This window comes from Nocardia takedensis NBRC 100417, from assembly GCF_000308695.1.
Taxonomy (GTDB): Bacteria; Actinomycetota; Actinomycetes; order Mycobacteriales; family Mycobacteriaceae; genus Nocardia; species Nocardia takedensis.
On record NZ_BAGG01000103.1, the window covers coordinates 15984 to 41277 of the forward strand.

Annotated in this window: 23 protein-coding genes; 12 read left to right on the plus strand and 11 right to left on the minus strand. The window is 70.6% G+C overall.

Annotated elements, in window-relative coordinates:
• Positions 1-60: 60 nt before the first annotated feature.
• The 3 genes from ON30_RS21935 to ON30_RS21945 all read left to right on the plus strand — a co-directional run bounded on the left by ON30_RS21935 (position 61) and on the right by ON30_RS21945 (position 4204).
• A complete protein-coding gene (locus ON30_RS21935) occupies positions 61-558 on the plus strand; it encodes a PH domain-containing protein (protein ID WP_040709720.1) in 498 nt (165 codons plus the stop codon).
• Positions 555-2291, plus strand: a complete 1737-nt coding sequence (locus tag ON30_RS41200; protein WP_051029745.1) for a PH domain-containing protein — start codon at positions 555-557, stop codon at positions 2289-2291. Before ON30_RS21935 ends, ON30_RS41200 begins: the two co-directional genes overlap by 4 nt.
• Before the next feature lie 71 nt (positions 2292-2362).
• A complete protein-coding gene (locus tag ON30_RS21945; protein WP_051029747.1) occupies positions 2363-4204 on the plus strand; it encodes an APC family permease in 1842 nt (613 codons plus the stop codon).
• A 1-nt stretch (position 4205) separates the two neighbouring features.
• Here the strand turns inward: ON30_RS21945 and ON30_RS36275 are convergent, their stop codons facing one another.
• From ON30_RS36275 to typA, 5 genes are all read right to left on the minus strand, one after another.
• Positions 4206-4685: a hypothetical protein gene (locus ON30_RS36275; RefSeq protein WP_051029749.1), complete on the minus strand. Its 480-nt coding sequence runs from the start codon at positions 4683-4685 to the stop codon at positions 4206-4208.
• Entirely contained in the window at positions 4682-4840 is a 159-nt protein-coding gene (locus tag ON30_RS40170; protein ID WP_169334938.1) for a hypothetical protein, read from the minus strand. The genes ON30_RS36275 and ON30_RS40170 overlap by 4 nt, the downstream gene beginning before the upstream one ends.
• A 10-nt stretch (positions 4841-4850) precedes the next feature.
• Positions 4851-5762 carry an N-acetyl-1-D-myo-inositol-2-amino-2-deoxy-alpha-D-glucopyranoside deacetylase gene (mshB, locus tag ON30_RS21955; protein ID WP_245554161.1) on the minus strand — a complete coding sequence of 304 codons (912 nt, stop codon included), beginning with the start codon at positions 5760-5762 and terminating at the stop codon, positions 4851-4853.
• Between the two features lie 36 nt (positions 5763-5798).
• A complete protein-coding gene (locus ON30_RS21960; RefSeq protein WP_085999389.1) occupies positions 5799-7586 on the minus strand; it encodes an ABC transporter family substrate-binding protein in 1788 nt (595 codons plus the stop codon).
• A 74-nt stretch (positions 7587-7660) separates the two neighbouring features.
• Positions 7661-9559 (minus strand): translational GTPase TypA, encoded by a 1899-nt coding sequence (gene typA, locus ON30_RS21965; protein ID WP_040709830.1) that lies wholly within the window; start codon positions 9557-9559, stop codon positions 7661-7663.
• A gap of 155 nt (positions 9560-9714) precedes the next feature.
• On the opposite strand from typA, the gene ON30_RS40175 reads away from it, so the two are divergent.
• Positions 9715-9891 carry a hypothetical protein gene (locus tag ON30_RS40175; protein ID WP_085999387.1) on the plus strand — a complete coding sequence of 59 codons (177 nt, stop codon included), beginning with the start codon at positions 9715-9717 and terminating at the stop codon, positions 9889-9891.
• A gap of 59 nt (positions 9892-9950) precedes the next feature.
• Positions 9951-10268, plus strand: a complete 318-nt coding sequence (locus ON30_RS21970) for a 4a-hydroxytetrahydrobiopterin dehydratase (RefSeq protein ID WP_040709724.1) — start codon at positions 9951-9953, stop codon at positions 10266-10268.
• Here the strand turns inward: ON30_RS21970 and ON30_RS21975 are convergent.
• A complete protein-coding gene (locus ON30_RS21975) occupies positions 10186-11499 on the minus strand; it encodes a mannosyltransferase (RefSeq protein WP_083911589.1) in 1314 nt (437 codons plus the stop codon). The genes ON30_RS21970 and ON30_RS21975 overlap by 83 nt on opposite strands.
• Before the next feature lie 333 nt (positions 11500-11832).
• Between ON30_RS21975 and ON30_RS21980 the strand changes: the two genes are divergently transcribed.
• Positions 11833-12618, plus strand: coding sequence for an Rv1157c family protein (locus ON30_RS21980; RefSeq protein ID WP_040709726.1), 786 nt, complete (start codon positions 11833-11835; stop codon positions 12616-12618).
• A gap of 126 nt (positions 12619-12744) precedes the next feature.
• A complete protein-coding gene (locus ON30_RS21985; RefSeq protein WP_051029752.1) occupies positions 12745-13119 on the plus strand; it encodes a hypothetical protein in 375 nt (124 codons plus the stop codon).
• Between the two features lie 13 nt (positions 13120-13132).
• On the opposite strand, the gene ON30_RS21990 is transcribed toward ON30_RS21985, so the two are convergent.
• The 4 genes from ON30_RS21990 to ON30_RS22005 form a co-directional block, all read right to left on the minus strand.
• A complete protein-coding gene (locus ON30_RS21990; protein ID WP_373282615.1) occupies positions 13133-13834 on the minus strand; it encodes a DUF1906 domain-containing protein in 702 nt (233 codons plus the stop codon).
• A gap of 315 nt (positions 13835-14149) precedes the next feature.
• The gene (locus ON30_RS21995) at positions 14150-15304 is read right to left on the minus strand and encodes a hypothetical protein (RefSeq protein ID WP_040709730.1); all 1155 of its coding nucleotides are present in this window, start codon (positions 15302-15304) and stop codon (positions 14150-14152) included.
• Positions 15305-15549: 245 nt separating this feature from the next.
• Complete coding sequence (locus ON30_RS22000; protein WP_040709732.1) at positions 15550-16161, minus strand: CHAP domain-containing protein; 612 nt, start codon at positions 16159-16161, stop codon at positions 15550-15552.
• 69 nt (positions 16162-16230) lie between these two features.
• Complete coding sequence (locus ON30_RS22005) at positions 16231-17679, minus strand: MFS transporter (protein ID WP_040709735.1); 1449 nt, start codon at positions 17677-17679, stop codon at positions 16231-16233.
• 75 nt (positions 17680-17754) lie between these two features.
• Here ON30_RS22005 and ON30_RS22010 point away from each other — a divergent pair, with 75 nt between their 5' ends.
• The 5 genes from ON30_RS22010 to ON30_RS22030 all read left to right on the plus strand — a co-directional run bounded on the left by ON30_RS22010 (position 17755) and on the right by ON30_RS22030 (position 22675).
• Complete coding sequence (locus ON30_RS22010; RefSeq protein ID WP_040709737.1) at positions 17755-18237, plus strand: MarR family winged helix-turn-helix transcriptional regulator; 483 nt, start codon at positions 17755-17757, stop codon at positions 18235-18237.
• Positions 18238-18317: 80 nt separating this feature from the next.
• Complete coding sequence (locus ON30_RS22015; RefSeq protein WP_040709739.1) at positions 18318-18638, plus strand: hypothetical protein; 321 nt, start codon at positions 18318-18320, stop codon at positions 18636-18638.
• Between the two features lie 126 nt (positions 18639-18764).
• A complete protein-coding gene (locus ON30_RS37705; protein WP_218006291.1) occupies positions 18765-19586 on the plus strand; it encodes a hypothetical protein in 822 nt (273 codons plus the stop codon).
• Complete coding sequence (locus ON30_RS36280; RefSeq protein WP_051029754.1) at positions 19583-20761, plus strand: hypothetical protein; 1179 nt, start codon at positions 19583-19585, stop codon at positions 20759-20761. Before ON30_RS37705 ends, ON30_RS36280 begins: the two co-directional genes overlap by 4 nt.
• A 129-nt stretch (positions 20762-20890) precedes the next feature.
• Positions 20891-22675, plus strand: coding sequence for a serine/threonine-protein kinase (locus ON30_RS22030; protein ID WP_218006292.1), 1785 nt, complete (start codon positions 20891-20893; stop codon positions 22673-22675).
• A 20-nt stretch (positions 22676-22695) separates the two neighbouring features.
• On the opposite strand, the gene ON30_RS36285 is transcribed toward ON30_RS22030, so the two are convergent.
• The gene (locus tag ON30_RS36285) at positions 22696-25179 is read right to left on the minus strand and encodes a 2Fe-2S iron-sulfur cluster-binding protein (protein ID WP_051029756.1); all 2484 of its coding nucleotides are present in this window, start codon (positions 25177-25179) and stop codon (positions 22696-22698) included.
• Positions 25180-25294 lie beyond the last annotated feature (115 nt).

Here is a 25294-nt window from a genome sequence, read left to right on the forward strand (position 1 = left end):
TGCCGGTGACGACCGCATTCGTCGCGGGACGCGCGCGGAGGTTCGTGCCACGATGGCAGCATGTCGCCTCCGCGCACCCTCCTGGCCGATCCGGCCTGGCGTCCCAGTCCACGCGCCAAGGGGCTGTGGGCGTTGCGCTCGAGCCTGTCCTGGCTGTTCCCGCTCGCCGCCCTGGTGGTGTGGGCGGTACTGGACGACGGCCGCCGGGGCTGGCAGGCCGTGGCCGCGCTCGCGGTGCTGGCCCTGGGGATCTGGTCGATCGGGGTGGTGCCGCTGTGGCGCTACGCCGTGCACCGCTGGGAGGTCACCGACGAGGCCGTCTACACCCGGGTCGGCTGGCTGACCCAGGAGAACCGGGTCGCGCCGATCTCGCGGGTGCAGACCGTCGACACCGAACGCGGCCCGCTGGAACGCCTGCTCGGACTGGCCACGGTGACGGTCACCACCGCCTCCTCGGCGGGCGCGGTGCGCATCGAGGCACTCGATCTGGACGTCGCCGAGCGGACGGTGACCCGACTGACCGAGATCGCGGCCCTGCACCGCGGTGACGCCACGTGAGCGCACCCGCGCCGAGCGCCTGGCTGCGGTTGGACAAGCGCATGCTGCTGGTGCACCCGGTCACCGAGGTGGTGAAATTCGTCCCGGTGCTGATCGGCATGCTGATCCTCGGCACCAGCAGCGGCAACCACGGGTGGAGTCTGATCCCCCTGCTGCTGATCGTCGGCTTCGCGCTGACCCGCTGGTTCACCACCACCTACCGGATCGGCCCGACCCACGTCGAGTTGCGCACCGGACTCGTGCAGCGGCGCACGCTGTCGGTGCCGCGTTCGCGCATCCGCTCGGTCGACATCGAATCCGACCTGCTGCACCGTGGGCTCGGGCTCGCGGTGGTGGTGCTCGGCACCGGCCAGCAGGCCGACACCGGCGAGAAGTTCCGCCTCGACTCGCTCGACCAGCGGTCGGTCCCCGCGCTGCGCGCCACCCTGCTCGACCACCTGAACGCACCGGACCCGGGCGAAGCACCCGAACCCGGTGCGGCCGAGGATCACCCGCGCGGTCGCGAGATCGGGCACTGGCAGCCCGCCTGGGTGCGCTACGCGCCGCTCTCGCTCACCGGATTCGCCGTCATCGCGCCCATCGTCGGCGTCGGCTTCCAGTACGGGCTAGGCGAGATCGTGTTCAGCTCCGACGCCGCGCACACCATCGAGGAGGGCACGGCCGCGCTGATCGCCGCCGCCGTGCTGGGCCTGCTCGCCGCCGTCGTCGCGCTGGTCAGCCTGGCCGCGTGCACCCGCTACCTCACCACCTACCACAGGCTGCGCGTCCTGGACGACGACCGCACCCTGCACATTCGCCACGGCCTGTTCACCACCCGCCAGATCACTCTGGACCTGGCGCGTTTCCGCGGCGCGACCGTCAACGAACCGCTGCTGCTGCGCTGGGCGGGCGGCGCGGAACTCGAAGCGATCATGGTCGGCGAGAACGCCCGTCAGAAACTGCTGCCGCAGGCCCCGCGCGCCGCCGTCGAACGCACGCTCACCGAATTGCTCGCCCCGCGCGGGGGAACGGTGGAATCCGGGACGCGAGGCGACACAGGGCACGTCGGCACCGACGGCACGCCCGCGACGGAGGGGGCCGGAACCCTCGGCATCGTTTCATCCACAGGGCATCCCGGAGCCGGATCGCCGGGCCGTGTGAGGCCCGCGGCGAATCCCGCGACAGGCGACGAGCACAAGGGCGGCCGGACGTCGGAGTCCTCGACCACGGGTTCGGTCAGCGCGCAGGGCACAGCGCCGTTGCTCGCGCACGGGCCGGTCGCGCGGCGCAGGCGCTACACCCGCGCGCTCACCCTGCCCGGTATCGCGGCGGCGTTTCTGTTGGTGCTGAACCTGATCGACGTGTCGTTCTCGCCCTGGTGGTGGACCCTGCCCGCCGTGACCGCCGCCCTCGCCGCCGCACTGGCCGAGGACCGCTACCGGGGGCTCGGCCACGCCGTCATTCCCGCCACCGCGCACAGCCCCGCCTGGCTGATCACCCGCTCCGGGTCGCTCGACCGCGACCGCGACTGTCTACAAGGCCCCGGCATCATCGGCTGGACCGTCAGCCGCTCGTATTGGCAACGCCGCTCCGGGGTGGCCACGCTCGTCGCCGCCACCGCCGCGGGCAAGAAGCGCTACTTGGTGATCGACCTGCCGCTGGCCGACGCCTACCGCGTGATCGACGCCGTCACCCCGGGCCTGCTCGGCGTGGGCGGGAACTCGCCGTCGCGGGTGACACCGGCGAAGAGCTGAACCTCCGCTCGCCGCACCGATTCCGGCACCCCCGGTGTGGCGGACTGGTCACCCCGGGCGGACGACGTTGAATGGTCGCCGTGGGCGATACCCCGAGCGCGTCCAAGGAACTGCCGATCGCCGATCGTCGCGCGCGCCGGATGCACGCGGGCGACCGCTATCGCCTGACCGCCTTCGGGGGTCTGGCGGCACTGTCGTTGGACGCGCTGTCGAGTGTCGCCTACGGCCCCGAGGCGATCGTGCTGGTGCTGATCACCGCAGGGGTCGCCTCGGTCACGCTGACGTTCCCGATCGCCTGCGCGATCACCGCGCTGCTGCTGGTGCTGGTGCTGTCGTATCGGCAGGTCATCGCCGTGCATCCGGACGGCGGCGGCGCGTACGCGGTGGCCGGACGCCAACTAGGCCGCGGCGCGGCGCTGTTGGCGGCGGCGAGTCTGGTCGTGGACTACGTGCTGACGGTCGCGGTGAGTCTCTCGGCGGGCGCGGCGAGTCTGGCCAGCGCGTTTCCGGCGTTGGCCGACGAACTGCTGCCGATGACGCTGCTCGGCCTGGCGGTGCTGACGGCGGTGAACCTGATCGGCATCGCCGAATCGGCCAAGGTGCTGGCGGGTCCGGCGATCCTGTTCGTCGGGCTGATCGTGGCGGTCATCGTCGTCGGGCTGACTCGTCCCCATCCGGTCGCGGTGATCGGTACCGCGCACACCGCGTTCGATCCGGTCGTCGCGCTCGGCGTCGTGCTGGTGCTCAAGGCGTTCGCGGCGGGTTGTTCCGCGCTGACCGGCGTGGAGGCGATCGCGAACGCCGTCCCGTCCTTCCGCGCGCCCCGGGTGCGCCGCGCCCAGCACACCGAGGTGGCGCTCGGGTTGCTGCTCGGCGGTCTGCTGCTGGGTCTGGCGTGGCTGATCCGGGTGCACGAGGTGGTGCCGCGCGAGGACGTGACCATCCTCGCGCAGTTGGCGGCCGCGGCGTTCGGCACGGGTTGGCTGTTCTACCTGACCAATCTCGCGGTGACCGCGGTGCTGGTGCTGGCGGCCAACACCAGTTTCGGCGGGCTGCCGATCCTGCTGTCGCTGCTGGCCAAGGATCGCCGTGTGCCGTCGCTGTTCGCCCTGCGCTCGGAACGTCCGGTGTTCCGGCTAGGGGTGACCGCGCTGGCGGTGGTCGCGGCACTGGTGCTGCTCGCGGTGGACGCCGAGACCCATCGGCTGCTACCCGTCTACGCGGTCGGGGTGTTCATCGGGTTCACGCTGTGCCAGACCGGGTTGGTGCGGCACTGGTGGCGCGAACGCGGCGCGCGGTGGCGGGCACGCGCCGCGCTCAACGGCTTCGGGGCGCTGCTGACCTCGGTCGCCGCCCTGGTGCTGCTGGTCGAGAAGTTCACCGAGGGCGCGTGGCTGCTGCTGATCATCATCCCCACGCTGGTCCTGCAGTTCGCGCACGTGGAGAACTACTACCGCGACGTCGCCGGTCAACTCCGCTTGGGCGAGTTGCCGCCGAAACCGCGGGTGGACAGTGCGGAGCGGGAACTGGTGGTGGTGCCGGTGGTGACGATGAGCGAGGTCACCTACCGGGCGTTGATCGCCGCGCTGCGGATGCGCGGCGAGATCGTCGCGGTCGCCGCGCGCATCGATCCGGCCTCCACCGACCGGCTCTCCGAACACTGGGAACGCTGGAGTCCGGGCGTTCCGCTGGTGGTGCTGCCCTGTCCGCACCGCAGCCTGGTGGCGACCCTGGTCGGCTACGTGCGCAAACAGACCGCGCGCGGCCGGGCGGTCACCGTGCTGGTCGCCCAGGTCGAGGCCAGGCACTGGTGGCACCGCGTGCTGCACAATCCGCGCGGCCCGGTCCTCACGGCGGCGCTGCGCAACCGGACCGACGCGGTCGTGGCCACGCTGGCGGTCCGGGTCGACTGACTCAGGGCACCAGCCAGCGCAGGTAGGTGTAGCCCAGCGGCGCGGCGAGTCCGCAGACGAACAGCGCCAACGTCGGCCAGGCGCTCAGCAGCAGGATGTCGCCGCCCGGTCCGCCGCTCGCCGCGACCAGGAATCCGAAGGTCCACGCCGCCAGCGGCAGCAGGGCGACGCCGGGACGGTCGGTGACGGTGCGCATCGCGATCACGAACACCACGTTGAGGACCCCGGCCAGCAGGGCCGTCACGGGGAAGGGGATCGCGCCGTCGGCGGGACCGGCGGCCAGCGGGGCGGCGAGGACGGCGGCGTCCGCGGCCGGGACCGTCCCGCGACCGAAGTACAACGGCAGGTACAGGACCTCGAACGCCAACGAGAACAGGCCGCTGAACACGAGCAAGGTCGTCACCGCGACGGCGGCCGGACCGGTGAGGCGCTGTGCGCCCGCCCCGGCGGTGGCGGCGGTGTGATCGGCGGTCGCGGTCACTGGACGGGCGGGTAGCCGAGCAGCGTGAGCAGGTGACTCTGCATGTCGACGAAGGCGTACAGCGCCGACATGTACAGCTCGTGCTGCGCGGGCCAATACGGCTTCATACCGTCCACGAAGGCCACGATGGCGTCCTGGAGATGCCAGTTGTACATGCTCGGGAGTCTATTCCGCGCGTGGTTGCGGCGGGGTCGCGGTGACTTCCCCGAGACCCGCGAACAGGTCGTGCTCACGCCCGTCCGGACCGGTGGGTCCGCGGTGGCCGCGCACCAGGATGTAGTGCTCCTCGGGCAGCACCGGTTGGGCGATGTCGTTGGACAGCGCGAACTCGCGCCCGGACGGCGCCAGGGTGACCTGGGTCGCGTGCGCGCGCAGCGCGGCGCGTTTGGCGGGCAGCGCCTCGGAGACGTCGATCGTGGTGGTCACCGAACGGGCGGGCACACTGGGCAATTCGTCCGCCGCGGGCAAGCGCCACCCGCGCGGCAACGCGCCGGGCAGGCCCGCGACGGTGCGCCGGGTCAGCGCCTCGGTGTGCAGGCGCAGCATCTCGTCGTCGGTCACCGTCCAGTACACCTTCGGGGTATCCCACCCCCGGTCGGCGGCTTCGGCGACGGCCGCCGTGGTCACCTCGTGCGCGCGGATGTGGTCGGGGTGGCCGTAGCCGCCCTTCGGGTCGTAGGTGATCACCACCGCGGGCCGCAGTTCCACCAGGATCTCGGTCAACGCGGCGACCGCGGCGGGCCCCGACCGCACGAACGCGCGCGGATGCTCGGCCGACGGCGTGCCCGCCATCCCGGAATCGCGCCAGCGTCCCGCACCGCCGAGGAAACGCGGCGGACCGGCGTCGAGCGCGTCGAGGGCGGCGGCGAGTTCACCGACGCGGTAACCGCCGAGTTGATCGGCATTGTCGGCGGTCAGCAGCGACCACCGCTCCCCGATGACCTCACCCTCCTCACCGAGGGTGCAGGTGACCACGGTGACGGGGACGCCCCGTTGCCGGTACAGCGCGATGGTGCCGCCGGTGGTGATCGACTCGTCGTCGGGATGGGCGTGCACCAGCACGATTCCGCCGGTCACGACCGCACCACCGCACACAGCACCACCCCGGGCACCCTACGGCAACCGCTGCCACATGGCGGCGTCGCCGAAGATGCTGACCTGGATCGCGCCGCTGAGCGACGCGCCGTCCACTCGCGGTCCGGCCGCGGCCACCACGTTGTCCTGCACGATCGGCAACACCGTCGACAGGTTCCACAGCATCGGCTCGGCCTCGGCCAGCACCCGGCCGACGTCGACACCGCGGATCGCGGCATCGATCGACGGTTGCAGGGCCGGTTCGCACACCCCGGACAGATTGCTCGGCGCGCGCCGGGCGATCTCCACGGCCGCCACGGCGTCGTCGTCGCCCGCGGGCGCGGCCACCGGTGGACAGCCGAACCGCGAGGCGAGCACGGTGGCCGGATCGGCGCCCGCGACCTCCCAGCCGACGATCGCGTCTACGCCGCCGCCGACCAGTTCGGTCCCGTACAACTCGTCGCGCGCGAGATTGCGCACGCCCGCGTCGATTCCGGCGCTGCGCAACTGGTCGACCGCGGTGTTGGCGACCGCGAGGGCGGTGGCGTCACCGGTCACCGCGCCGATCCGCAGCACCAGGGCCTTGCCGTCCTTGACCACCGGTCGCGGCTGCTGGGCGGGCGAGGTCGGCGAGGCCACCGGGGCCTGTTCGCCCGCGCGCCGATACCCGGCCTCGGCCAGCAGCGCGAACGCCTCCTCCGCGGACGGCCGCGGCGGCTGCGTCGGGGTGTACCCGGGATCGGACGGCGCGAGGATCTGCGCGCGCACCGGTTCCACCCAGCCGCCGGTCTGCGCGCCCACCGTGGCCAGCAGCGCCGGATCGAGCAGGGCCATCACCCCGCGCCGGACCCGCGCGTCGCCGAGGTCGCCGCTACGGCCGTTGAGGACGAATTGCAGTTCCCGCGCCTGCGGCATGATCGCCGTGCGCACCGACGGGATCGCGGCCAGTTGCGCCTGGGTGGCGATGCCGCCGTGGGTCAACGCCATCTGCGCGTCGGCGGTGCGCAGCGAATCGGCCAACTGCGCGGGAGTTCCGCCGCGCCGCAACAGGATCTGATCGGGTGCGGCGGGCGTGCCCCAGTACCGGTCGTTGCGCTCGAGTTGGATCTCCTCGCGGCCCCGGTCGACGTTCTTGATCGCGAACTGCCCGCCGGAGACCCGGATCTGCGAACCCCAGCCCTGCTGGAATCCGCTCGGCGAATCCTTGATCAGATGCGAGGGAAGCAGATTCGAGAACAGCCCGCGCCACGCCGGATACGGCGCGTTCATCGTCACCGTGACGAGCTTGCCGCCCTCGGCGGAACTGACATCGGTGATCATCCGGTAGCCCGCCGAGTCGACGGTGCCCGGTTGGGTGATCATCTGCTGCCACAGGAACCGGAAGTCCTCGGCCGCGATCGGCGCGCCGTCGGACCAGTTGGCCTGGTTGCGCAGGGTGTAGGTGATCGTGAACGGTTCCTGCGAGGTCACGTCCGCCGAGATCACCAGCGCCGTGTCGGCCACCCAGTCCGTCGCGCCCGGCACCGCCGCGTTCGGCACCGGCCGGAACGGACTCGGCAGCACCATCGAACTCACCGCCGCGGTGGCGGGCGACTGGTCCGCGCGCAGATGCGGATTGAAGCCGATGCCGATGTCGTCGATGCCGACGACCACCGTGTGCTTGCCCGGTTTGGTGGGCTGGGTGGTCTTCGGGCTGTCGGTGCTCTCGATCGGCGGCGGCGGATTGGCCGTACACCCGGCGAGCAGCACCGTCACCGCGACCGCCAGCAGCGCCGGTATCGCGCGCGTCTTCGCGCGTCGTCTTGCCCCCGATCTCACGCTGCGCACTCTACCCAGCGCGGCGCGCACCGGGCCACGCGAAGTAACCCGGTGCGCGGTGATCGCCTCGTCGGACGCGGGCACTACAGCGCGGCCCGGTCCCGCGCCTTCCGCCGGGACAGCTCCCGGCCGCGTTCGGTCGCGCCCAGGATGACCTTGCGCACGCGCACGACCTCCGGGGTCACCTCCACGCACTCGTCGGCGGCGCAGAATTCCATCGCGCCTTCCAGGTCGAGCTGCAACGGCTTGGCCAGGGTCTCCATCACGTCGGCGGTCGAGCTGCGCATGTTGGTCAGCTTCTTCTCGCGGGTGACGTTGATGTCGAGATCCTCGGCGCGCGGGTTGAGGCCGACGACGTGGCCCTCGTAGGTGTCCGCGCCCGGTTCGACGAAGAACTGCCCGCGGTCGGCGAGCTGGATCATCGCGAACGGGGTGACCGAGCCCGCGCGGTCGGAGACCAGCGAGCCGGTGTGGCGGGCGCGGATCTCACCGGCCCACGGCGCGTAGCCGTGCGAGACGGCGTTGGCGATGCCGGTGCCCCTGGTCTCGGTGAGGAAGTCGGTGCGGAAACCGATCAGACCGCGCGAGGGGACGATGAACTCCATGCGCACCCAGCCAGCGGCGTGGTTGCTCATCTGCACCATCTTGCCCTTGCGGGCGGCCAGCAACTGGGTGATCGCGCCGAGGTACTCCTCGGGGCAGTCGATGGTCAGCTCCTCGAACGGCTCGTGCACCTTGCCGTCGACCTGCCGGGTGACCACCTGGGGCTTGCCGACGGTCAGCTCGAACCCTTCGCGGCGCATCTGCTCGACCAGGATCGCCAGCGCCAGCTCACCGCGGCCCTGCACCTCCCAGGCGTCGGGGCGGCCGATGTCGAGCACCCGCAGCGAGACGTTGCCGACCAGTTCCTGGTCCAGCCGCGACTTGACCATGCGCGCGGTCAGCTTGTGGCCCTGCACCCGGCCGACCAGCGGCGAGGTGTTGGTGCCGATGGTGACCGAGATGGCGGGCTCGTCGACGGTGATGCGCGGCAGCGCGACCGGGTTGTCGACGTCGGCGAGGGTGTCGCCGATCATGATCTCGGGGATGCCCGCGATGGCGACGATGTCACCGGCGACGGCGACCTCGCCCGGCCGGCGTTCCACGCCGATCGTCTGGAGCAGTTCGGTGATCTTGACCTGCTTGACGCCGTCGGCGTGCATCCACGCGACGTTCTGCCCCTTGCGCAGTTCGCCGTTGTGCACGCGCACCAGCGCGAGCCTGCCGAGGAAGGCCGAGGCGTCGAGGTTGGTGACGTGGGCCTGCAACGGCGCGGTCGCGTCGCCCTTGGGGGCGGGGATGTACTCCATGAGCACGTCGAACAGCGCGTCGAGGTTCTCCGAGGACGGCGCGTTGCCGTTCTCGGGGCGCTCCTTGGACGCCTTGCCCTCACGCCCGGAGGCGTAGAGGACCGGCAGGTCCAGGGCCAGTTCGGCGGCCTCGGCGGCGGCGTCGTCCAGGTCGGAGGCCAGGTCGAGCAGCAGATCGTGGCTCTCCTCGACGACTTCCTCGATGCGCGCGTCGGGACGGTCGGTCTTGTTGACGACCAGGATCACCGGCAACGAGGCGGCAAGCGCCTTGCGCAGCACGAACCGGGTCTGCGGGAGCGGGCCCTCGGAGGCGTCGACCAGCAGGACGACACCGTCGACCATGGACAGGCCGCGCTCCACCTCACCGCCGAAATCGGCGTGGCCGGGAGTGTCGATGACATTGATCACAGTGACCGAACCATCGGGGTGATGGCGGTGCACCGCGGTGTTCTTGGCGAGAATGGTGATGCCCTTCTCGCGCTCGAGATCGCCGGAATCCATCACCCGATCGACCAACTCGGCACGTTCCGCGAACGCGCCGGATTGACGGAGCATGGCGTCGACCAATGTCGTCTTACCGTGGTCTACGTGGGCCACGATGGCGACATTGCGAAAATCGCGTGCAGACGACACGCCTGAATCCTCCTGCTGTTGGGTATAGGTGCCGGCCGACCCCTGCAAACAGGTGGAGAATCGAGACTCACCGGGCATCGCGGCCGGTTCACACCCTACCGGCACCCGCGTCGTCCGTAGTCGTCAGGCGGCTGACCAAGGGTAGGCTAACCCGAATGGGCAAAGTCAAAGCGAAGCAGGTCTCGTCCCTGAAGCCCAAGAAGAAGTGCTGCCGCAAGAAGACGCGCTGCGTGAAATGCCCCGTGGTCGTCATGCGGATGAAGAAGGCCGAGGCGAGCGGCTGTCACGGCAAGGATCTGAAGAAGGCTTTGAAGCAGGCCCGCGCGGCCTGAACGGGGAAATTCCGCGCCGCTTGGCGAGAAATCCGGCTCGCTGCGGGTACAACCGGACTATGAGCACTCCGTTGCTGACCGAAGCCGAACTCGCCGACGCCCTGGCCACCCTGCCGGGCTGGGCCAGTTCCGGCGATACGCTGACCCGCTCGGTCGACGCCGATTCGTTCCTCGCGGGCATCGAACTGGTGCGCGCGGTGGCCGAGGTCGCCGAGGCGACCGACCATCACCCCGATATCGATATCCGCTGGCGGACGATCACCTTCGCGCTGTCCACCCATTCCGCGGGCGGACTCACCGAACTGGACCTGGCGCTGGCTCGGGAGATCGATCGGCTGGCTCCGCGTTTCGCCGGAGGCGACGTCCCGAACGAATGACCCATCCGTAGAACACCAGGACGCCGAGCACGTCGACCGCGCCCAGCCAGGACAGCACGCCCGGGCGCGAGATCTCCCAGATCGTCGGCTGGAAGAACGAGAGCACCCACGGGACGCCGACGAGCATCGTCACCAGCCAGTACCCCGCCAGGATCCGTGCGCCCGCTGCCGCTCGCAGCGGACCGTAGAGCAGCCACAGCACCGCCGGCAGCAGCCACACCCAGTGGTGCGACCACGAGATCGGCGAGACCATCAGGCCGAACAGTTGCACCACGATCAAGGTGCCGAGACGGTCCTCGGAGTCCAGTGCCCGCCAGGCGAACACCGCGAGCACCGCGACGATCAGCACGCCCGCCAACCACCACGGACCCGATTCCACGTCGTGGCCGAGCAGGCGACTGAGCGTGCCGCGCAACGACTGGTTCCACACCGACCCGACCGGGCCGATGCGATCCGCGTCACCGAGCAGGGTGCCGAAGTAGCGGGTCGCCTCGCGGTTGTTGATCAGGTAGCTGACGCCGACCGTGGCGCCGAACACCACCGCCGACCAGAGCGCGGTGGCCCAGCGCCCGCGCGCGAGGAAATACAGCCCCGTGATCGCGGGCGTCAGTTTGATCCCCGCGATGACGCCGACGAGGCCGCCGGACAGCCACCACCGCGAACTGCGCACCGCCACCATCGCGCCGAGCACCAGGAAGACGTTGACCTGCCCGTAGTCGATCGTCGTCCGCACCGGTTCGAGCCACACCCCGACCGCCGTCCAGGCGAAGGTCGCCACCCGCCAACGGGGTTCGCCGAAACTCCGCTCGCCGAGGACCAGTTCGAGGCTGATCCGCACCACACCGTAGAGCGCGGCCACCGTCGCCAGTAGCCACCCGATCGCGACGACGGTGAACGGGAGGAAGTGCAAGGGGAAGAAGACCAGCGCCGCGAAGGGCGGATAGGTGAACGGCAGCGGGAAGTCGGGGGTCTTCTCCGAATAGGTGTAGTCGTAGAGCCGATCGGTCAGCAGATCCGCGGAACCCCCTACGTAGACGTGCAGGTCGACGAGGTTCATCCCGTTGTCCGACAGCAGCATCCACAGCAACCGGGCCAGTACGGACAGCGCGAGCGCGGTCACGGCCAGGCGCAGGGGGGCGGCGGTCGGACGGGATGGCGTCCGAGCGCTGTCTGGGTTCAAATCGCTGACTTTCGACTCGGTGCGGGGCCTCTGACTCGATCCGCCGGACATCGATCGGTGTGTTCGGCGGCGCGATCCGGTGGCTCGGACTACATTAACCGCAGCCACCGGCGACCCCGGGGGCCGTCGTGTCACGGTGTCGATTCGAGGGAGTGGTACGGGCGCGCACTCGGACGATCCGAGTACCACCCGGTAACATTTGCATCACCTTCAACACCAGTAACACTCCCGGCACGCTAGCGTTCTGATACCACTGATCGTCCACGCAACCGTCGGGGACACCGCCGCTGTACAACTCGGTAGCGATGTCCCTAGAGTGACCCCCGAAACGATGGCTCCACGCATCGCTGACAGATGTACCCGAAGGTAAGGACGGCCAGACCAGTGCTTCGCACCCGAGGATCGCGGATCGCGTTATCCGCTCTCGCCCTGGCGGCGAGTGCTTCGCTTGCCGCTCCGACCGCAGTCGCGGCGCCCGCACCCGCGCCCGCCGCGGTTCCGAGCAACAGCATCCCCATGGTCCCCGAAGGGGTTCCGGTGGATGCGCTGGCCGCACTCACCCCGGCCATCGTGGGTTCCATCGCGGGTCCGGCCGACATCGCCGACGGACCGCAGGCCGCCATCCTGGCCCAGGCCCGTGTTCTGCTGAACACGCTGAACCTGCCCCCGCAGATCAAGTCCACCCTCGAGCGGATCATCACCTTCCTCGACGGCAGCGGCGGCGGCGGCCCGGAACTACCGCCCCAGGACGGCCCGACCATCGCGCAGTTCCTCTACCCGACCATCGGCAAGGGTTGCATCGGCGATTCGGCCGACTCGATCGGCACCGCGCTGGCCGTCCCCGGTCCCGCGCAACTGCCCCCGCCCGGCCCGGTCGCGGGCCAGACCGGCTTCGTCTTCACCGCGCTGGGCACCAAGTCGCCCACCGCCGTGCAGAATCCGCCGATGACGGTGCAGTGGCTGAACCTGGACACGCGCCGCAGCGGCGTTGTCCCGCTCACCGACGAGGCCAAGATCAACCCCGACGGCCCGGCCACCCTCTCGGCCATCGTCGACACCGGCGCGGGTCGCGTCGTCGCCGTGGTCGGCGGCTCGCTGACCACCCAGGCGCCCGAATCGGCCCCGCGCACTTGCTCGTTCCTGCCGACGCTGGGCTTCTTCACCGTCTGAGTTCGAGACTCCCCTCGGCCGTCGCCTTTCCGGGCGGCGGCCGAGTCGGCGTTCGAACCCGTCGACACGCGCGCGAGCTCACCCGGTTCGGAAGCGAGCCGCGGTGGCCTGTGGTAGACCGAAGCTATGGCGACTGTCGAGATCTCCGCACCGCCCGCCTCCGCGCTCCGCGTGCACCGCTCGATCCGGAGCAAACGCTCGCGCCGCTCCGTGCTGTCCTTCCGGTCCGAAGGCTCGATCCTGTCCATCGGTTCGGCCTATTCGATCCTGTCCATCGGCAGCGTCGGCTCGGTGCTGTCGGTCGGCTCGGTCGGATCGTTCGGCTCGCTGCTGTCCTCCGGATCGTTCGCCAGTCTCGGCTCGGCGCTGTCCGGGCTCTCGCGCTGGTCGCTGCTGTCCTGGCAGGGCGACCACGACGCGCCCGACTCACGCCCGGATCTGCGCGTGGTCGCCGACGAACCGGACCTGCGTGCCGACCCGTGCTGTCACACCCAGACCTAGCGGCCGGGCGCGCTCACCACTGCCCGTAGGCGGGGCGCAGGACGGCGTTGAGGTCCACGCCGACGCCGTCGACGGCGCGCTTGTCGATCTCGAATTGGTGCAGGTGTGCGGCCGGGTGTACGTAGCCCTTCGGCGAGCCCCAATTGTGCTGCCAGAACCACGATCCCAGCCCGGCTAGTCGGGCCAGGTCGATGGTCGGCGAATTCGCGTAGATACCGACCCTGCCCTTGCCCAGCACCGACTCCCAGCCCGCGATGTAGGGCGCGATCATGGTCGCGAAGTCGACCGGGGTGGGGTTGTCGTCGATGGAGGCGTAGATGGGGACGTCGTCGGGGCCGCCGGCCTCACGATGCAATGCCAGGCCGCGGTCCGCGTGGCGCTTGCCCGCCTCGAGTCCGCCGCGCCAGTCGGCGGTGTCGGCTTTGCCGTACTGGTAGTTCGAGACGATCGTCAGCCCGGCCTCGTGCAGGGCCTCCACTTCGGCCGCGCGCAGCGGTTTGCCCTCCATCCATTCCGCGCCGGGCCTGCGGTCGGAGACGTAGCGGATGACGCCGATGTGGCCCGCGTCCCGGATCGCCTCGGCGGCGGGCACACCGCCCGCGTAGTCGAGCAGGGTGCCGAGTCGGCCCGCGGCGGAGGCGGGCGCGGCGGTCGAGGGAACGGCGGCGACGACGGCCGCGGCGGCGCTGAAGGCGAACAGGTCACGACGGGACAGATCCACAGGATGCTCCTCGGCGGGCCCCCCGGGTCGATGGCGACAGATGGGGGATCACGCGCGGGCACGGACGGCCGGGCGCAGCATGCCCGGCGCACCTTCCCCAAGGTCACGCGCGCGCCGGGAGCCTCGAACGTGCACTAATTTCACCATATTCACAGGGGAACCGCCAGACCCATCGAACACACTCACCCCACTCGCCCCACCGGTCACCCTCGCGACGAACAAGCCCGAACGGTCGGTCGATCGACGCGCTCGCGCCCAGCCCTCGGAAACCGCGCGCGACAGGCCCGATGAGCGGGTCCGCGACCGCCCTCAGACCAGGGAATCGAGGCGGGCCGCGACATCGATGACGCGTTCGGCGCCCGCCGCCAATTGATCGCGCACGACTCTGGTGACCTGCGCGACCACCTGCTTACGGATGCCCGCGACCGCGCCCAGGGTGGCCGCGCGCATCCCGTGCGCCTGGAACGACAACTTCAGATCCCGCGCGTCCGGCGGCGGCACATCGATGACGATCAGCAGCGGATCGGCGGCCCGCGCGGTCAGCACCAGCGGGATCTCCACATCGGCGCGGTAGCGGTTGGCCTTGAGGACCTCGACGGTGATGTCCAGGCTCACCGGCACCAGCAACTCGAAGGACACCGGCGCGTCCACGTTCTCGCGCGGTAATCGCTCGGAGACCTGCGGCAGTCGGATCGCGCCGCGGACCGTCACCGTCGCCCGCCTGCCCGGACCGGTGCGCAGCGGACCGATCTCGATCGGGCGGCCCGCCATCCGCTCGACCACCTCGCTCACCCGCTCGCGGGTGACGATGCGGTCGAAGAACCGGCGGCCGAGTTCGCCGTAGGTGATCCACTCCAAGTCGGCGCGCTCGCGATGCGGCGAATGCGCGCGGTCCATGATCGCCTGGATGTCGAAGACGCGACCGCGCCGGGCCTGCGGTTCGGCGAGCATGGCGTTGACCCGGTTGGCGACATCACGCTGCACCAGACCCGCGATCGGATCGAGCAGCCATTCCCATTCGGCGTCCACGGCCTTGGCCCGCAACGCCAGGCTGACATCCTCGGGCCGCACGGGCGGGATGTCGATGACCACCAACAGCGGGTCGGCGGTGCGCGCGTGCAGACTCAACCCGATGTCGACCACCGCGGACACTCGCAGGCGGCGCCCGCCGAGCAGCACCTTCATCGTCAGCGACACCGGCACCGTGAGCTGGAACGTGAGTCGGCTGTCGTGCCGGGACACCACCGGGGTGCCCACCTTGCCCTCGGCGACGAACCCCGCGAGCCCGCCGGGCAGGATCGTGAACGGGCCGAGGGTGAGCCCGCGGCCCGCGATACTCGCGACCGCGGCCACGATCCGCTCCTCGGTCACCGCGTAGGTGACGAACCGTTCGCCGAATTCGGCGTACTCGATCCAGACCGGTTGGCCACCGGCCACCTCGTTCGCCCGCGTCGTGGACTGCATCGGTTGTTCCGGACCCCTCACCCGTGGACAGGACATCGGACACGCTACGCCCAGGCGGTGACTACCCGACGCGCTCGGGTTCACGCGGGGAGCCCTGTCCTGCTGATGAGGGGGTAGCAGGACAGGGCCCGGGTGACAGCGCTGCCGGGCGCTGTCTACTCAATGGTAAGTCTTCGGGCGCGCCGAACCGAACCGCGTACCGCCCCGATTGCCGCTGAGCGGCAATGATTTTCACAACCGAAACTTCACAGCCTGCCGAACCCGACGAAGCCGGACATCCCGGTCAGGTCGAAGCGGTGGATTCGCACGGTCCCGTACTCGTTGCCGCCGATGGTGGTGACCTCACCGCCGTCGGCCTCGAGCACGATGTTGGTGTGCTGGGAGAACGGGCTGCCCTCGGCGTAGAGCAGCACGTCACCGGTGCGCGGGCGGTAGTCGCCGCCGCCCGGGACGAAGCGGCCCGCGCCCTGGTAGTACTCCTGCAACGTATAGACGCCGGGAATTCGCCAGGACCCGGAATTCGGGTTCGACAGCGGCAGGCCCGCCTCGCGCATCACCCAGCTGACGAAATCCGCGCACCACGCCTCGCGCACGCCCTCGGCGTAGTTCGGGCCGCTGCGCGGGTCGGCGAATTCGCGCTCCAGCACCGCCACCAGCGCGCGCTGGCTCGGATCGAGCTCCGCGCGGTCGAGGGCCGGGAACTCGGTGAGCGCCACGCCCGTGACGGCATCCGGTTCGCCGTGCTCCTGCCACCAGCGCAACCCTAGGAACCCGCCCAGCGCGAGCACGAGCGCCAGCGCCGCCCCCGCCACGAGCCATCCGCGCGCACGACGCGCGCCCACCTGTCCAGCGACCATGATCTCCCCCGAGTTCGTCCGCCCCGCCCCGCCGATCACGACGGGGTGGCCGCCACTATAGCCGCGGTTTCAGGCGGCGGCAGGGGCAGCGGGCCGGGCGAGCTTCGGAATGCACGCGGTCAGCACGATCGCCAGCAGGGCGGCGGCCATCGCGATGAAGAACGTGGTGTGGAAGCCCTCGCGGGAGGGCACCGCGTGACCGGCGTAGGTGATCGTCATGTGCGCCAGCACGACGCTCATGACCGCCGCCGAGGTCGAGGTGCCGATCGAGCGCATGAGCGAGTTGAGGCCGTTGGCGGCGGCCGTCTCCGAGATCGGCACCGCGCCCATGATCAAGGCGGGCATCGCGGCGAAGGACAGGCCGACGCCGCCCGCGACCACCACGGCCGCCAGCAGGATCTGCCACACCTCGTGCATGAGCACGACGGCGCTCAGGTAGCCCACCGCGATCACCGCGGAGCCCAGCATCAGGGTGACTTTGGGTCCGCGCGCGGCCGACAACCGGGCCGACACCGGCGACAGCAGCATCATGACCACGCCCGTCGGCGCGAGGACCAGGCCCGCCCCCACCATCGACAGCCCGAAACCGTAACCGGTGCCCTCGGCGGCCATCAGCAACTGCGGGAAGGTCAGCGACATGCCGTAGAGGGCGAAGCCGACGGCGATCGAGGCCAGGTTGGTGAACAGCACCCGCGGGCGCGCCGAAACCCGCAGGTCGACCAGCGGGGCCTCGCGGCGCAACTCGAAGGCGCCCCAGCCGAGGAACACCACCAGCGAGACCGCGAACAGGCCCAGGATCGACGGGGAGGCCCACCCCCAGTCCGCGCCCTTGGTGATGCCGATCAGCAGTGTCAGCAGCGCGATGGACAAGCCAACGGCACCGCCGAAGTCGAACCGCGACGGCGTGCGCACCGGCGATTCCGGCACGAAGACGTAGACCAGCACCGCGCACAGCACACCCATGCCCGCCGCGGTCCAGAACAGCATGTGCCAGTCCGCGTGCTGGGCGATCAGCGCCGCGGCGGGCAGGCCGACCGCGCCGCCGACGCCGAGGGTCGCGCTCATGATGGCCATCGCCGAACCGACCTTCTCGGGGGGCAGTTCGTCGCGCATCATGCTGATGCCCAGCGGGATCGCGCCGACCGCCGCGCCTTGCAGCGAGCGGCCGACGATCTCGGGCAGCAGGGTGGAGAACAGCGCGCAGATCACCGATCCCGTGATCAGCAGCAGCAGGTTGACCAGCAGCACCCGGCGCTTGCCGAACATGTCGCCGAGCCTGCCGCTGATGGGGGTGGCGACCGCGCCGGCGAGCAGCGTCGCGGTGATCACCCACGAGGCGTTGGAGGCCGAGGTGTTCAGCAGCGAGGGCAGCAGCGGGATGATCGGGATGACCAGCGTCTGCATGAGCGACACGACGATGCCGACCGTGCCGAGGGTCGCGATGAGTACCGCGGGTGCGGGCGAGGGTCGGTTGTCGGCGTTCGCGGCGGAGGCGGCCGCGTCGGCAGTCAGGGACATGAATGTGTACGGTACACAGCTTGTGTATGGTGCACAATTTGCCGGTTTCCGCCACCTGACGACATAGTGTGTGCCATGTCGGACACCCCTCCCGTCGACCGCGCGGCGCTGGGCAGGCTCGTCTTCGAGCTGACCCTGCTCTCCCGCCACTATCCGGCAACCATGCTGCGCCGCCCGGGATTCCGGCTCGACCGCTCCGCCTACGTCATCCTCACGCGCCTCGAGATCGACTCACCGTTGAGCCTGCGCGAACTGGCCGAGGCCCTGCAACTCGACATCTCCACCGTCAATCGTCAGATAGCCGCGATGCTGCGACAGGATCTCGTCGAGCGCGTCCCCGACCCGGAAGGCGGGATCGCGCGCAAGATCCGGGCCAGCGTCGACGGCCTGCGCTACCTCACCGCCGACCGCGCCCGCAGCCGCGAGGGCATCGGCGCGGTCGTCGCCGACTGGTCCACCGAGGACATCGACCGATTGGGATCGCTCATCGCGCGATTCAACGCCTCGATCGAACACCTCGAGGACAATCGCTGGCCCCGACCACCCGCGAATGGCTAGCCTCCGGCTATCACACCGCGCCAGACGGATTCGGCCCGATCGGCCACCCGTGCGTCCGCGGCGCGACTAGGCTGCGCGAGGTGGGACACCGGACGCGTGGCCGCTCGCACACCACCTGGGACGACTTCCTGGTCGGGGTGGTGGGACTGGTGCTTGCGGCCGCCCTCGGCACCGTGGCGGCCACCGTCGCGCTGTCGGGCCACCACGTCGCGGCCGTCCTGCTCGCCGTCGTCGCGCTCGGCTTCGCCGTCCCCGCTCTCGTCCAAGCCGTCGGCGAACTCGTCGGCATCGCGCTACTGGTCGGCACACTCGCGGCCTTCGTCCTCACCCTGCCCGCCCTGCTGATCAGCCCGGCACTGCGCCGCCGCGCCCGCGAGCACTGGACCGCGACCAGGCGCTAGCCCGCGCGAAAACCGCTGCGAACAGCCGATTTCGATCATGGTCGGCGAAATTCCGACGCCGACCCGGGTTTGGATGTCGCGTTTGGAGGCACTACGGGGACACAAGCTCGTCGAAGGAGAACCCCCGTGTCGTCCGGAATCCTCGTAGGTGCGATAGTCGCGATAATCCTGCTCATAGGCGCGGCGGTGCTGTTGTGGCCCGCGGTCCGCAGCAGGCAGTTGCGCTCCCGATTCGGACCCGAATACGACCGCGTGCTGGCCGAATCCGACGATCGGCGCACCGCCGAACGTGAACTCGCCGAACGCACCCGCAGGCACAAGCTGCTCGAACTGAAGGCCCTCACCCCCGAGCGCAAGGACTACTTCGCCCGCGCCTGGGCCGACGTGCAGGAACAGTTCGTCGATCAGCCCGCCGAAGCGGTCACCGATGCCGACCGCCTGGTCAGCACCCTGATGGGCGAACGGGGTTATCCCACCGGCAGTTACGACCAGCAACTGGCCGACCTGTCCGTCGAGCACGCGGCCACCCTCGGCCACTACCGCGAGGCCCACGACATCGCCATCGCCCAGGCCGAAGGCCGCGCGAGCACCGAGGACCTGCGCACCGCCGTCGTGCACTACCGCACGCTGTTCCGCGAACTGCTCGACGCGCCCGCCAAGCCGGGAAAGGTCGCCAAGGAGACCGGCGAACATCCCCGTGACGCCGTAGCGCACGAGAAGGTGTCGGTGCCGGACAAGGAGAACGGGGACGGCCACCGGGCCACCGGCGAGGCGACGCGCACACACGAACCGGCTCCCGGCGCGGACGGCGATGCGCGACACGCGACCGCACCGAAAGACGAGGCGCGACAGGCCGTTGTGACTAAAGACGACGCGGCGGAGGGGATTCCGACCGACCGGAGCGCGACCGAACACGCCGACGCGCGCAAGAAGGACACGGTGGCATGAGTACCGAATCCGCCCGGGCCCGCGCGATCGATCCCGACACCGCCGATCCCGCCTCGCGCAACACGACTTCCGATGGTGTGCAGGCCGACTCGACCGCCACCCCCACCGACCCGAAAGGCGAGACCGTGAAGACCGAAGCATCGACCTCGACCACCGCGACGGCCGCCGACGGCCTCGAACCGGAGCGCACGCGCACCGACGTACCCGCTGCCGACAAGGCGCGGACCGTCGACGGAACGGACCACGCGGACACCACCGACGGCGACAAGCGTCCCGCGACCACCGAGGGTGCGCACGCCTCGACCGGCTCGGACGCGATCGACCGCGTCGCCACCGATTCCGACACGGCGACCCACGGCAAGGAGTCCGCCACCGACAAGGCGACCCACCGCTCGCACGACGACCCCGACGCGCCGCACGGCTCGCAAGCCGAGTCCGGCGCAACCCACACCGCGCACGCCGAATCCGATGCACCCCGCGCCACGCAGGGCGGTATCGCTGCACCCCACACCACGCGGGCCGATACCGGCGCGACCCGCGATTCGCAGGCCGCCACCGGCACGTCCGGTGATTCCGGGACGGCGACGAGGGGCGAAACAGTGGCCACGACAGGTGATCCGCGTGGCGCGTCCACCGGGAGAACCGAGGCGGCCAGGGCGAGCGAGTCGAAGACCGACACCGCGCAGGCTGTCGACAGCGCGGCGGGCAAGGGCGCATCGACCGCAGCCCACACCGCCGACGATCCGGCTGTCGAGACCAAGGGCGCGCACGCATCGGCGACCGCCGAGGGCGAAGGCGCGCACACCGCCACCGCGCTCGGGGGTGCGCGCGCCGCGCAGAGCACCGATGCGAAGGGCACGGCACGTCCGGCGACCGCCGAGCAAGCGCCTGGCGAGAACGAGACGATCCCGCCGCTGTTCGACGATCCGACCGTCGATCAGCTGCGCACCCGCTGGCGTGAGGTGCAGGGGTCGTTCGTCGACAGCCCGCGCCAAGCGGTCTCGCGCGCCGACGATCTGGTCGCCGAATTGATCCAGCAACTCGCGGCGGCCTACACCGCGCGCAAGCAGGCGCTGGCCGACAAGGCCCCGGGTGAGGCGGACACCGAGGCGCTGCGTCAGACGTTGCGCCACTACCGGGCGCTGTTCGACCAGCTCTTGTCCCCGGTGGGCTGAGCCGGATCGCACGCGGACCGCACGACCGGGCGACACCGGACGTGCGGTCCTCGCGTGTGCCTGGGGGTACCGGACCGGTGTGGGGACCGCGCTCTCGCGTCGGTCGGTCCCGGCACATAGGCTTGCGCCGTGAATTCCGGGCGGACAGTGGTCGACGGGCGTTTCGAGTTGCTCGAGCCGCTCGGTAGCGGCGGTATGGGGACGGTGTGGCGGGCCTACGATCTGGCCCTGCATCGCGAGGTCGCGCTCAAGGAGGTCAAGCCCGCCGATCCGGAGAGTTCGGCGGGGGCGGCGGGTGTGCAGCGCGAGCGGGTGCTGCGCGAGGCGCGCGCGCTGGCTCGGATCGGGCATCCGAACGTGGTGGCCGTGCACCACATCGTGGATTCGCCGGAACATCCGCACCCGTGGATCGTCATGGAACTGGTGCGCGGGAAGTCGCTGTCGGACCGGCTCGCGCAAGCGCCGCTGGGTCCCGCCGAGGCCGCGGCGATCGGTCGGGGCATCCTGGCCGGTTTGCGGGCCGCTCACCAGGTCGGCGTGCTGCACCGCGACATCAAACCGGCCAACGTGCTGCTGCGCGAGGACGGCTCGCCCGTCCTCACCGATTTCGGGATCGCCGCGCTCGCCGACGCCACCGGGTTGACCGGCACCGGCAACCTGGTCGGGTCGCTGGATTACGTGGCCCCGGAGCGGTTGGCCGGCGAGGAGGGCAATCCCGCCTCGGATCTGTGGTCACTGGGCCTGCTGCTGTTCGTGGCGGTCGAGGGCTATCACCCGATGCGCCGCGAGACCACCGTGGCCACGCTGGCGGCGGTGCTGCAAGGCACCGTGCCGATTCCCCAGCGGGCCGGCCCGCTGACCCCGGTGCTCCAGTCGATCCTTGTCGCCGACCCGAAGCATCGCGCGTCGATGGAACAGGTCGACCACCAGTTGGCCCAGTTGACCACCTCCGGCTCGCATCCGGTGGCGGCGAACCCGTACGCGCACCCCGCCCAGCACGGGTCCACACCGTCGTACCCGGTGCAGCACGGCACGTCCACTCCCGCCTACCCCGTTCAGCACGGCACCGGTCCGTCGACGCCCGTCTACGGGCAGCAGTACACGCCGCCGGCCGCGCCGGTAGCCAAGCCGACTCACGCCCAGCCGGGTTACCTTCAGCCGGGCCACAACCAGGCCGGTCACAACCAGGCCGGTCACGCCGGGGCAGGTCACCCGGGGGTCTACCCGTATCCGCCGCAGCGGTCGGGGATGTCGGCGGGGGCGAAGGTCGGGCTGGCCGCGGCGGCGCTGGTCACGGTCGCGGCCGTCGCGGCGGCGGTGGTCGTGCTGCGCCCGGACGGCGGCTCCGGGGCGCCGGGGTCCACGCCCGGTTCCGTGCTCGCTTCCGGCGTCGTCCCGCCGTCCGGGGTCGTCATCTCGCCGTCCGGCGTGCGGATCGTGGACACGCCCTCGACGGGTTCGCAGCAGATCGGCGACCTGTTGACCCCCGCGGGCATCCGCCAGGCCATCACGGCGCTCGAGAAGGTCTCCGGCGGTACGCAGTTCACCGAGGCGTCCTTCTACGAGAACTTCGCCAATGCGGCCGCGCCCGTCAGCGGCCAGCCCAAGCTCTACGACGAGTACACCTATCGCAACGGGTCCGCGACGCGCAAAGGCGCGGGCGGCCAGATCGATGACGACGACAAGACCATCCAGCTCAACTCGATCAACTGGGATCTCATCCCGGGACTGTTCGCCACCGCGAACGAGAAGCTCAACGTCCCGAAGCCGACCATGCGCTACGTGATCGTGGAACCCGCGTGGACCTTCAACGACGACCGCCCGGCCCTGCTGATCTACCTCACCGACGACTACGGCGGCGCGTATCTGGCGGCGAACCTGGACGGTTCGATCGTCTCGATGTATCCGCGCTGACGCGAGTGCCGCGCGGGGCGTCACTCCCCGAATCGCAGCGTGACCTCGCCCGAGGTCGGCCGCGCCCGGCAGGCCAGGACCCGACCGCGCGCGATCTGTTCCTCGGTGATGGCCAGCAGCGGATCGGGGTCCATGTCGACCACGCCGGATTCGACTGTCGCCAGGCAGGTTCCGCAGGAGCCGCCGAGGCAGGAGTAGGGCAGATCCTCGCGGATCGCCAGCGCGGCGTCCAGAACGGTCGCGCCGCGCGGCACGTCGACGCGCAGGTCAGGCCCGTGGCCGGTGAGCGTGACCTGCGAGCGTTCGACGTCCGTCGAGGGGGCGCGGTGCGTGTCGTCTCGCGGATCGCCGGGCGAGGTCCCGGGCTCGGTGCGCCGGGTGTCGAACAGTTCGACCGCGATCCGTGATCGGTCGACGCCGTTCGCGCGCAGCGCGGCGACGGTGTCGACCACCAGGTCCTTCGGCCCGCACAGCAGCCACCGGTCGGCCTGTTCGCCCGCGACCTCACGGGGATCGATACGGCCTCGGCGGTACTCGGCGCCGGGCCCGTCGGCGGGCAGCGTCGCCGTCGCGCCGGACAGGTGGTGCACGACACGGAGTCGGCCGGGGAACCGCGTGGTGAACTCGGCCAACCGGGCGGCGAGCATGATCCGGTCGGCGTCGCGGTTGCCGAGGTGCAGGGTGACCGTGCTGCCGGGATCACCGCCCAGGACGGCCCCGACCAGGGCCGCGATCGGCGTGACTCCGCTGCCTGCCGCCACCGCCGCGTAGTGGTGCGGGCCGACCGGCGTGGTGAACGTTCCGGTGGGCTCGCCCACGTGGAGCACGGTGCCCGCGGTGAGCGTGCCCGTCGCGTACGCGGAGAAGATCCCGCCGTCCTGCCGTTTGACCGCGATGCGCAGGCGGTCCGCCGAACTCGGGTCGCACAGGGAATAGCTGCGCCGCAACGGTTTCCCCAGATGGGTGCCGCGCACGACGACGTGCTGCCCGGCCGAATAGCGGAAGGCGTCCCGGAGGTGCTGCGGGACAGCGAATTCCACGATCACGCTGTCCCTTGTGTCGCGGTCGACGCGGTGCACCGGTAGTCGATGGAAGCCGCGGGCGGGGCCGTGCGGCGTCGGATCGAAATCGGTCACGCTCTCGTCTTCGGCCGAAAACCCGCGCGAGCGCGCGTAATCGAGGCACGCGAGCCCGAAATTCACCGCGGCGCGACCGAACAGCATCGGCCGCAGCACAGCCGTGGGACGGTCGAGCAGTCCGGCAATCCGGGCGATCCGACCGCCGACCACCGCGTCCCGCGCCCCCACCGCCATCCCGAGCGTGGTCAGCGCCCCGAGCGCCCGCAACCCCGGCTGCCCCGACGAATCCACGTGCGGCATAGCCAGATCGAACAGTCTGGTGATCCGCCAGGCGTCGTCGATCGCGCGCGCGGTGGCCCGGAAGAACCGCGGGGCCAAGTCGCGATCACCCTCGGCGAGGGCCGCGCGCAGGCACAGCGCCTGCAACGCCGACACCGTCATCCCCTGCCCGAAGGCCGGACTGAAACTGCACACCGCGTCACCGAGGACCAGCAGGCCGCGCGGGAACCGCAGCAACCGTTCGTAGCGACGCCGCTTGTTGGCCAGGTAGCGGAAAGTGCCGACCTCGCTCAACGGTTCGGCGTCCACCAACGCCTCGCGCACATCCGGCGGCGCGACCGAGGCGGCGAAACGCCAGAACCCGTCCGAATCCGTCGGCGGATGGTCCTTGCCGTAGCCGATGAGGGTGAGGATGTGCATGCCGTCCTCGATCGCGAACAGCGCCAGTCCGCGCGCCGGGTCCTGATTCGCGACCACGATCTCCTTGTCCCCGCCGACCGACCCCGCCGGTAATCGCACGTAGCGACTCGCGTACATCATGTCGATGCGCACGCCCTCCTCGGCGGGACGCTCGTAGCCCAGTTCGGCGAGCCAGTCCTCCACCGGGCCGTGCCGGCCCAGACAACTCACCACCAGATCGGCGTCCAGACGCCGCGCGGGCCCGTCGGCGGGATGCAACCGCACGCCGGTGACCCGGTTTCCGCGCGGGTCCGCGCACAACCCCGCGACCGCGCAGCGATCGAGCATCGTGACATTCGCCAGCGCCCGCACCCGCTCGCGCACCCGCGCCTCCAGGAACGGGCGACTGGCCTGGAGCAGGGAATACCCGCCGTCGGAGCGCGCCAGGGTGTGGCCCGCGATGGTCATCCGCATCTCGGTCAGCGACCGGCACTCCACCGCGCCGTCGGCCAGCAGTCGATCGGTGATCCCGGGGAACAGTTCCTCGAAGATCTGCTTGCCCCGCGCGAGCAACGCGTGCACGTGCCGCCCCTGCGGGACGCCGCGCCGGTCGCCCGGCACCGACAGATCGTCGCGTTCGACCACCGTCACCAGCTCGAACTGCTCGCTCAGCACGCGCGCGGTGAGCAATCCGGCCATACTCGCCCCGAGCACCACCGCGTGTCCGCGGCGGACGGTTCCGGTCATGGAAATCCTCCGATCCTCCCGCGACCACGTCGTCACGGGATCTCCGCGCGCGGAACGCACCGCCACGCTGAGATTTTCCGCTAGATTAGTCTCAGTAAACGTTCGAGGGCAACCA

Excerpts from the sequence above, each read along its gene's own strand:
- ON30_RS21935 (WP_040709720.1), top strand. The coding sequence starts at position 61 with ATGTCGCCTCCGCGCACCCTCCTGGCCGATCCGGCCTGGCGTCCCAGT.
- ON30_RS21945 (WP_051029747.1), top strand. The coding sequence starts at position 2,363 with ATGGTCGCCGTGGGCGATACCCCGAGCGCGTCCAAGGAACTGCCGATC.
- ON30_RS40170 (WP_169334938.1), bottom strand. The coding sequence starts at position 4,840 with ATGTACAACTGGCATCTCCAGGACGCCATCGTGGCCTTCGTGGACGGT.
- ON30_RS40175 (WP_085999387.1), top strand. The coding sequence starts at position 9,715 with ATGGGCAAAGTCAAAGCGAAGCAGGTCTCGTCCCTGAAGCCCAAGAAG.
- ON30_RS21970 (WP_040709724.1), top strand. The coding sequence starts at position 9,951 with ATGAGCACTCCGTTGCTGACCGAAGCCGAACTCGCCGACGCCCTGGCC.
- ON30_RS21975 (WP_083911589.1), bottom strand. The coding sequence starts at position 11,499 with ATGTCCGGCGGATCGAGTCAGAGGCCCCGCACCGAGTCGAAAGTCAGC.
- ON30_RS21985 (WP_051029752.1), top strand. The coding sequence starts at position 12,745 with ATGGCGACTGTCGAGATCTCCGCACCGCCCGCCTCCGCGCTCCGCGTG.
- ON30_RS21995 (WP_040709730.1), bottom strand. The coding sequence starts at position 15,304 with ATGCAGTCCACGACGCGGGCGAACGAGGTGGCCGGTGGCCAACCGGTC.
- ON30_RS22000 (WP_040709732.1), bottom strand. The coding sequence starts at position 16,161 with ATGGTCGCTGGACAGGTGGGCGCGCGTCGTGCGCGCGGATGGCTCGTG.
- ON30_RS22005 (WP_040709735.1), bottom strand. The coding sequence starts at position 17,679 with ATGTCCCTGACTGCCGACGCGGCCGCCTCCGCCGCGAACGCCGACAAC.
- ON30_RS22010 (WP_040709737.1), top strand. The coding sequence starts at position 17,755 with ATGTCGGACACCCCTCCCGTCGACCGCGCGGCGCTGGGCAGGCTCGTC.
- ON30_RS36280 (WP_051029754.1), top strand. The coding sequence starts at position 19,583 with ATGAGTACCGAATCCGCCCGGGCCCGCGCGATCGATCCCGACACCGCC.
- ON30_RS36285 (WP_051029756.1), bottom strand. The coding sequence starts at position 25,179 with ATGACCGGAACCGTCCGCCGCGGACACGCGGTGGTGCTCGGGGCGAGT.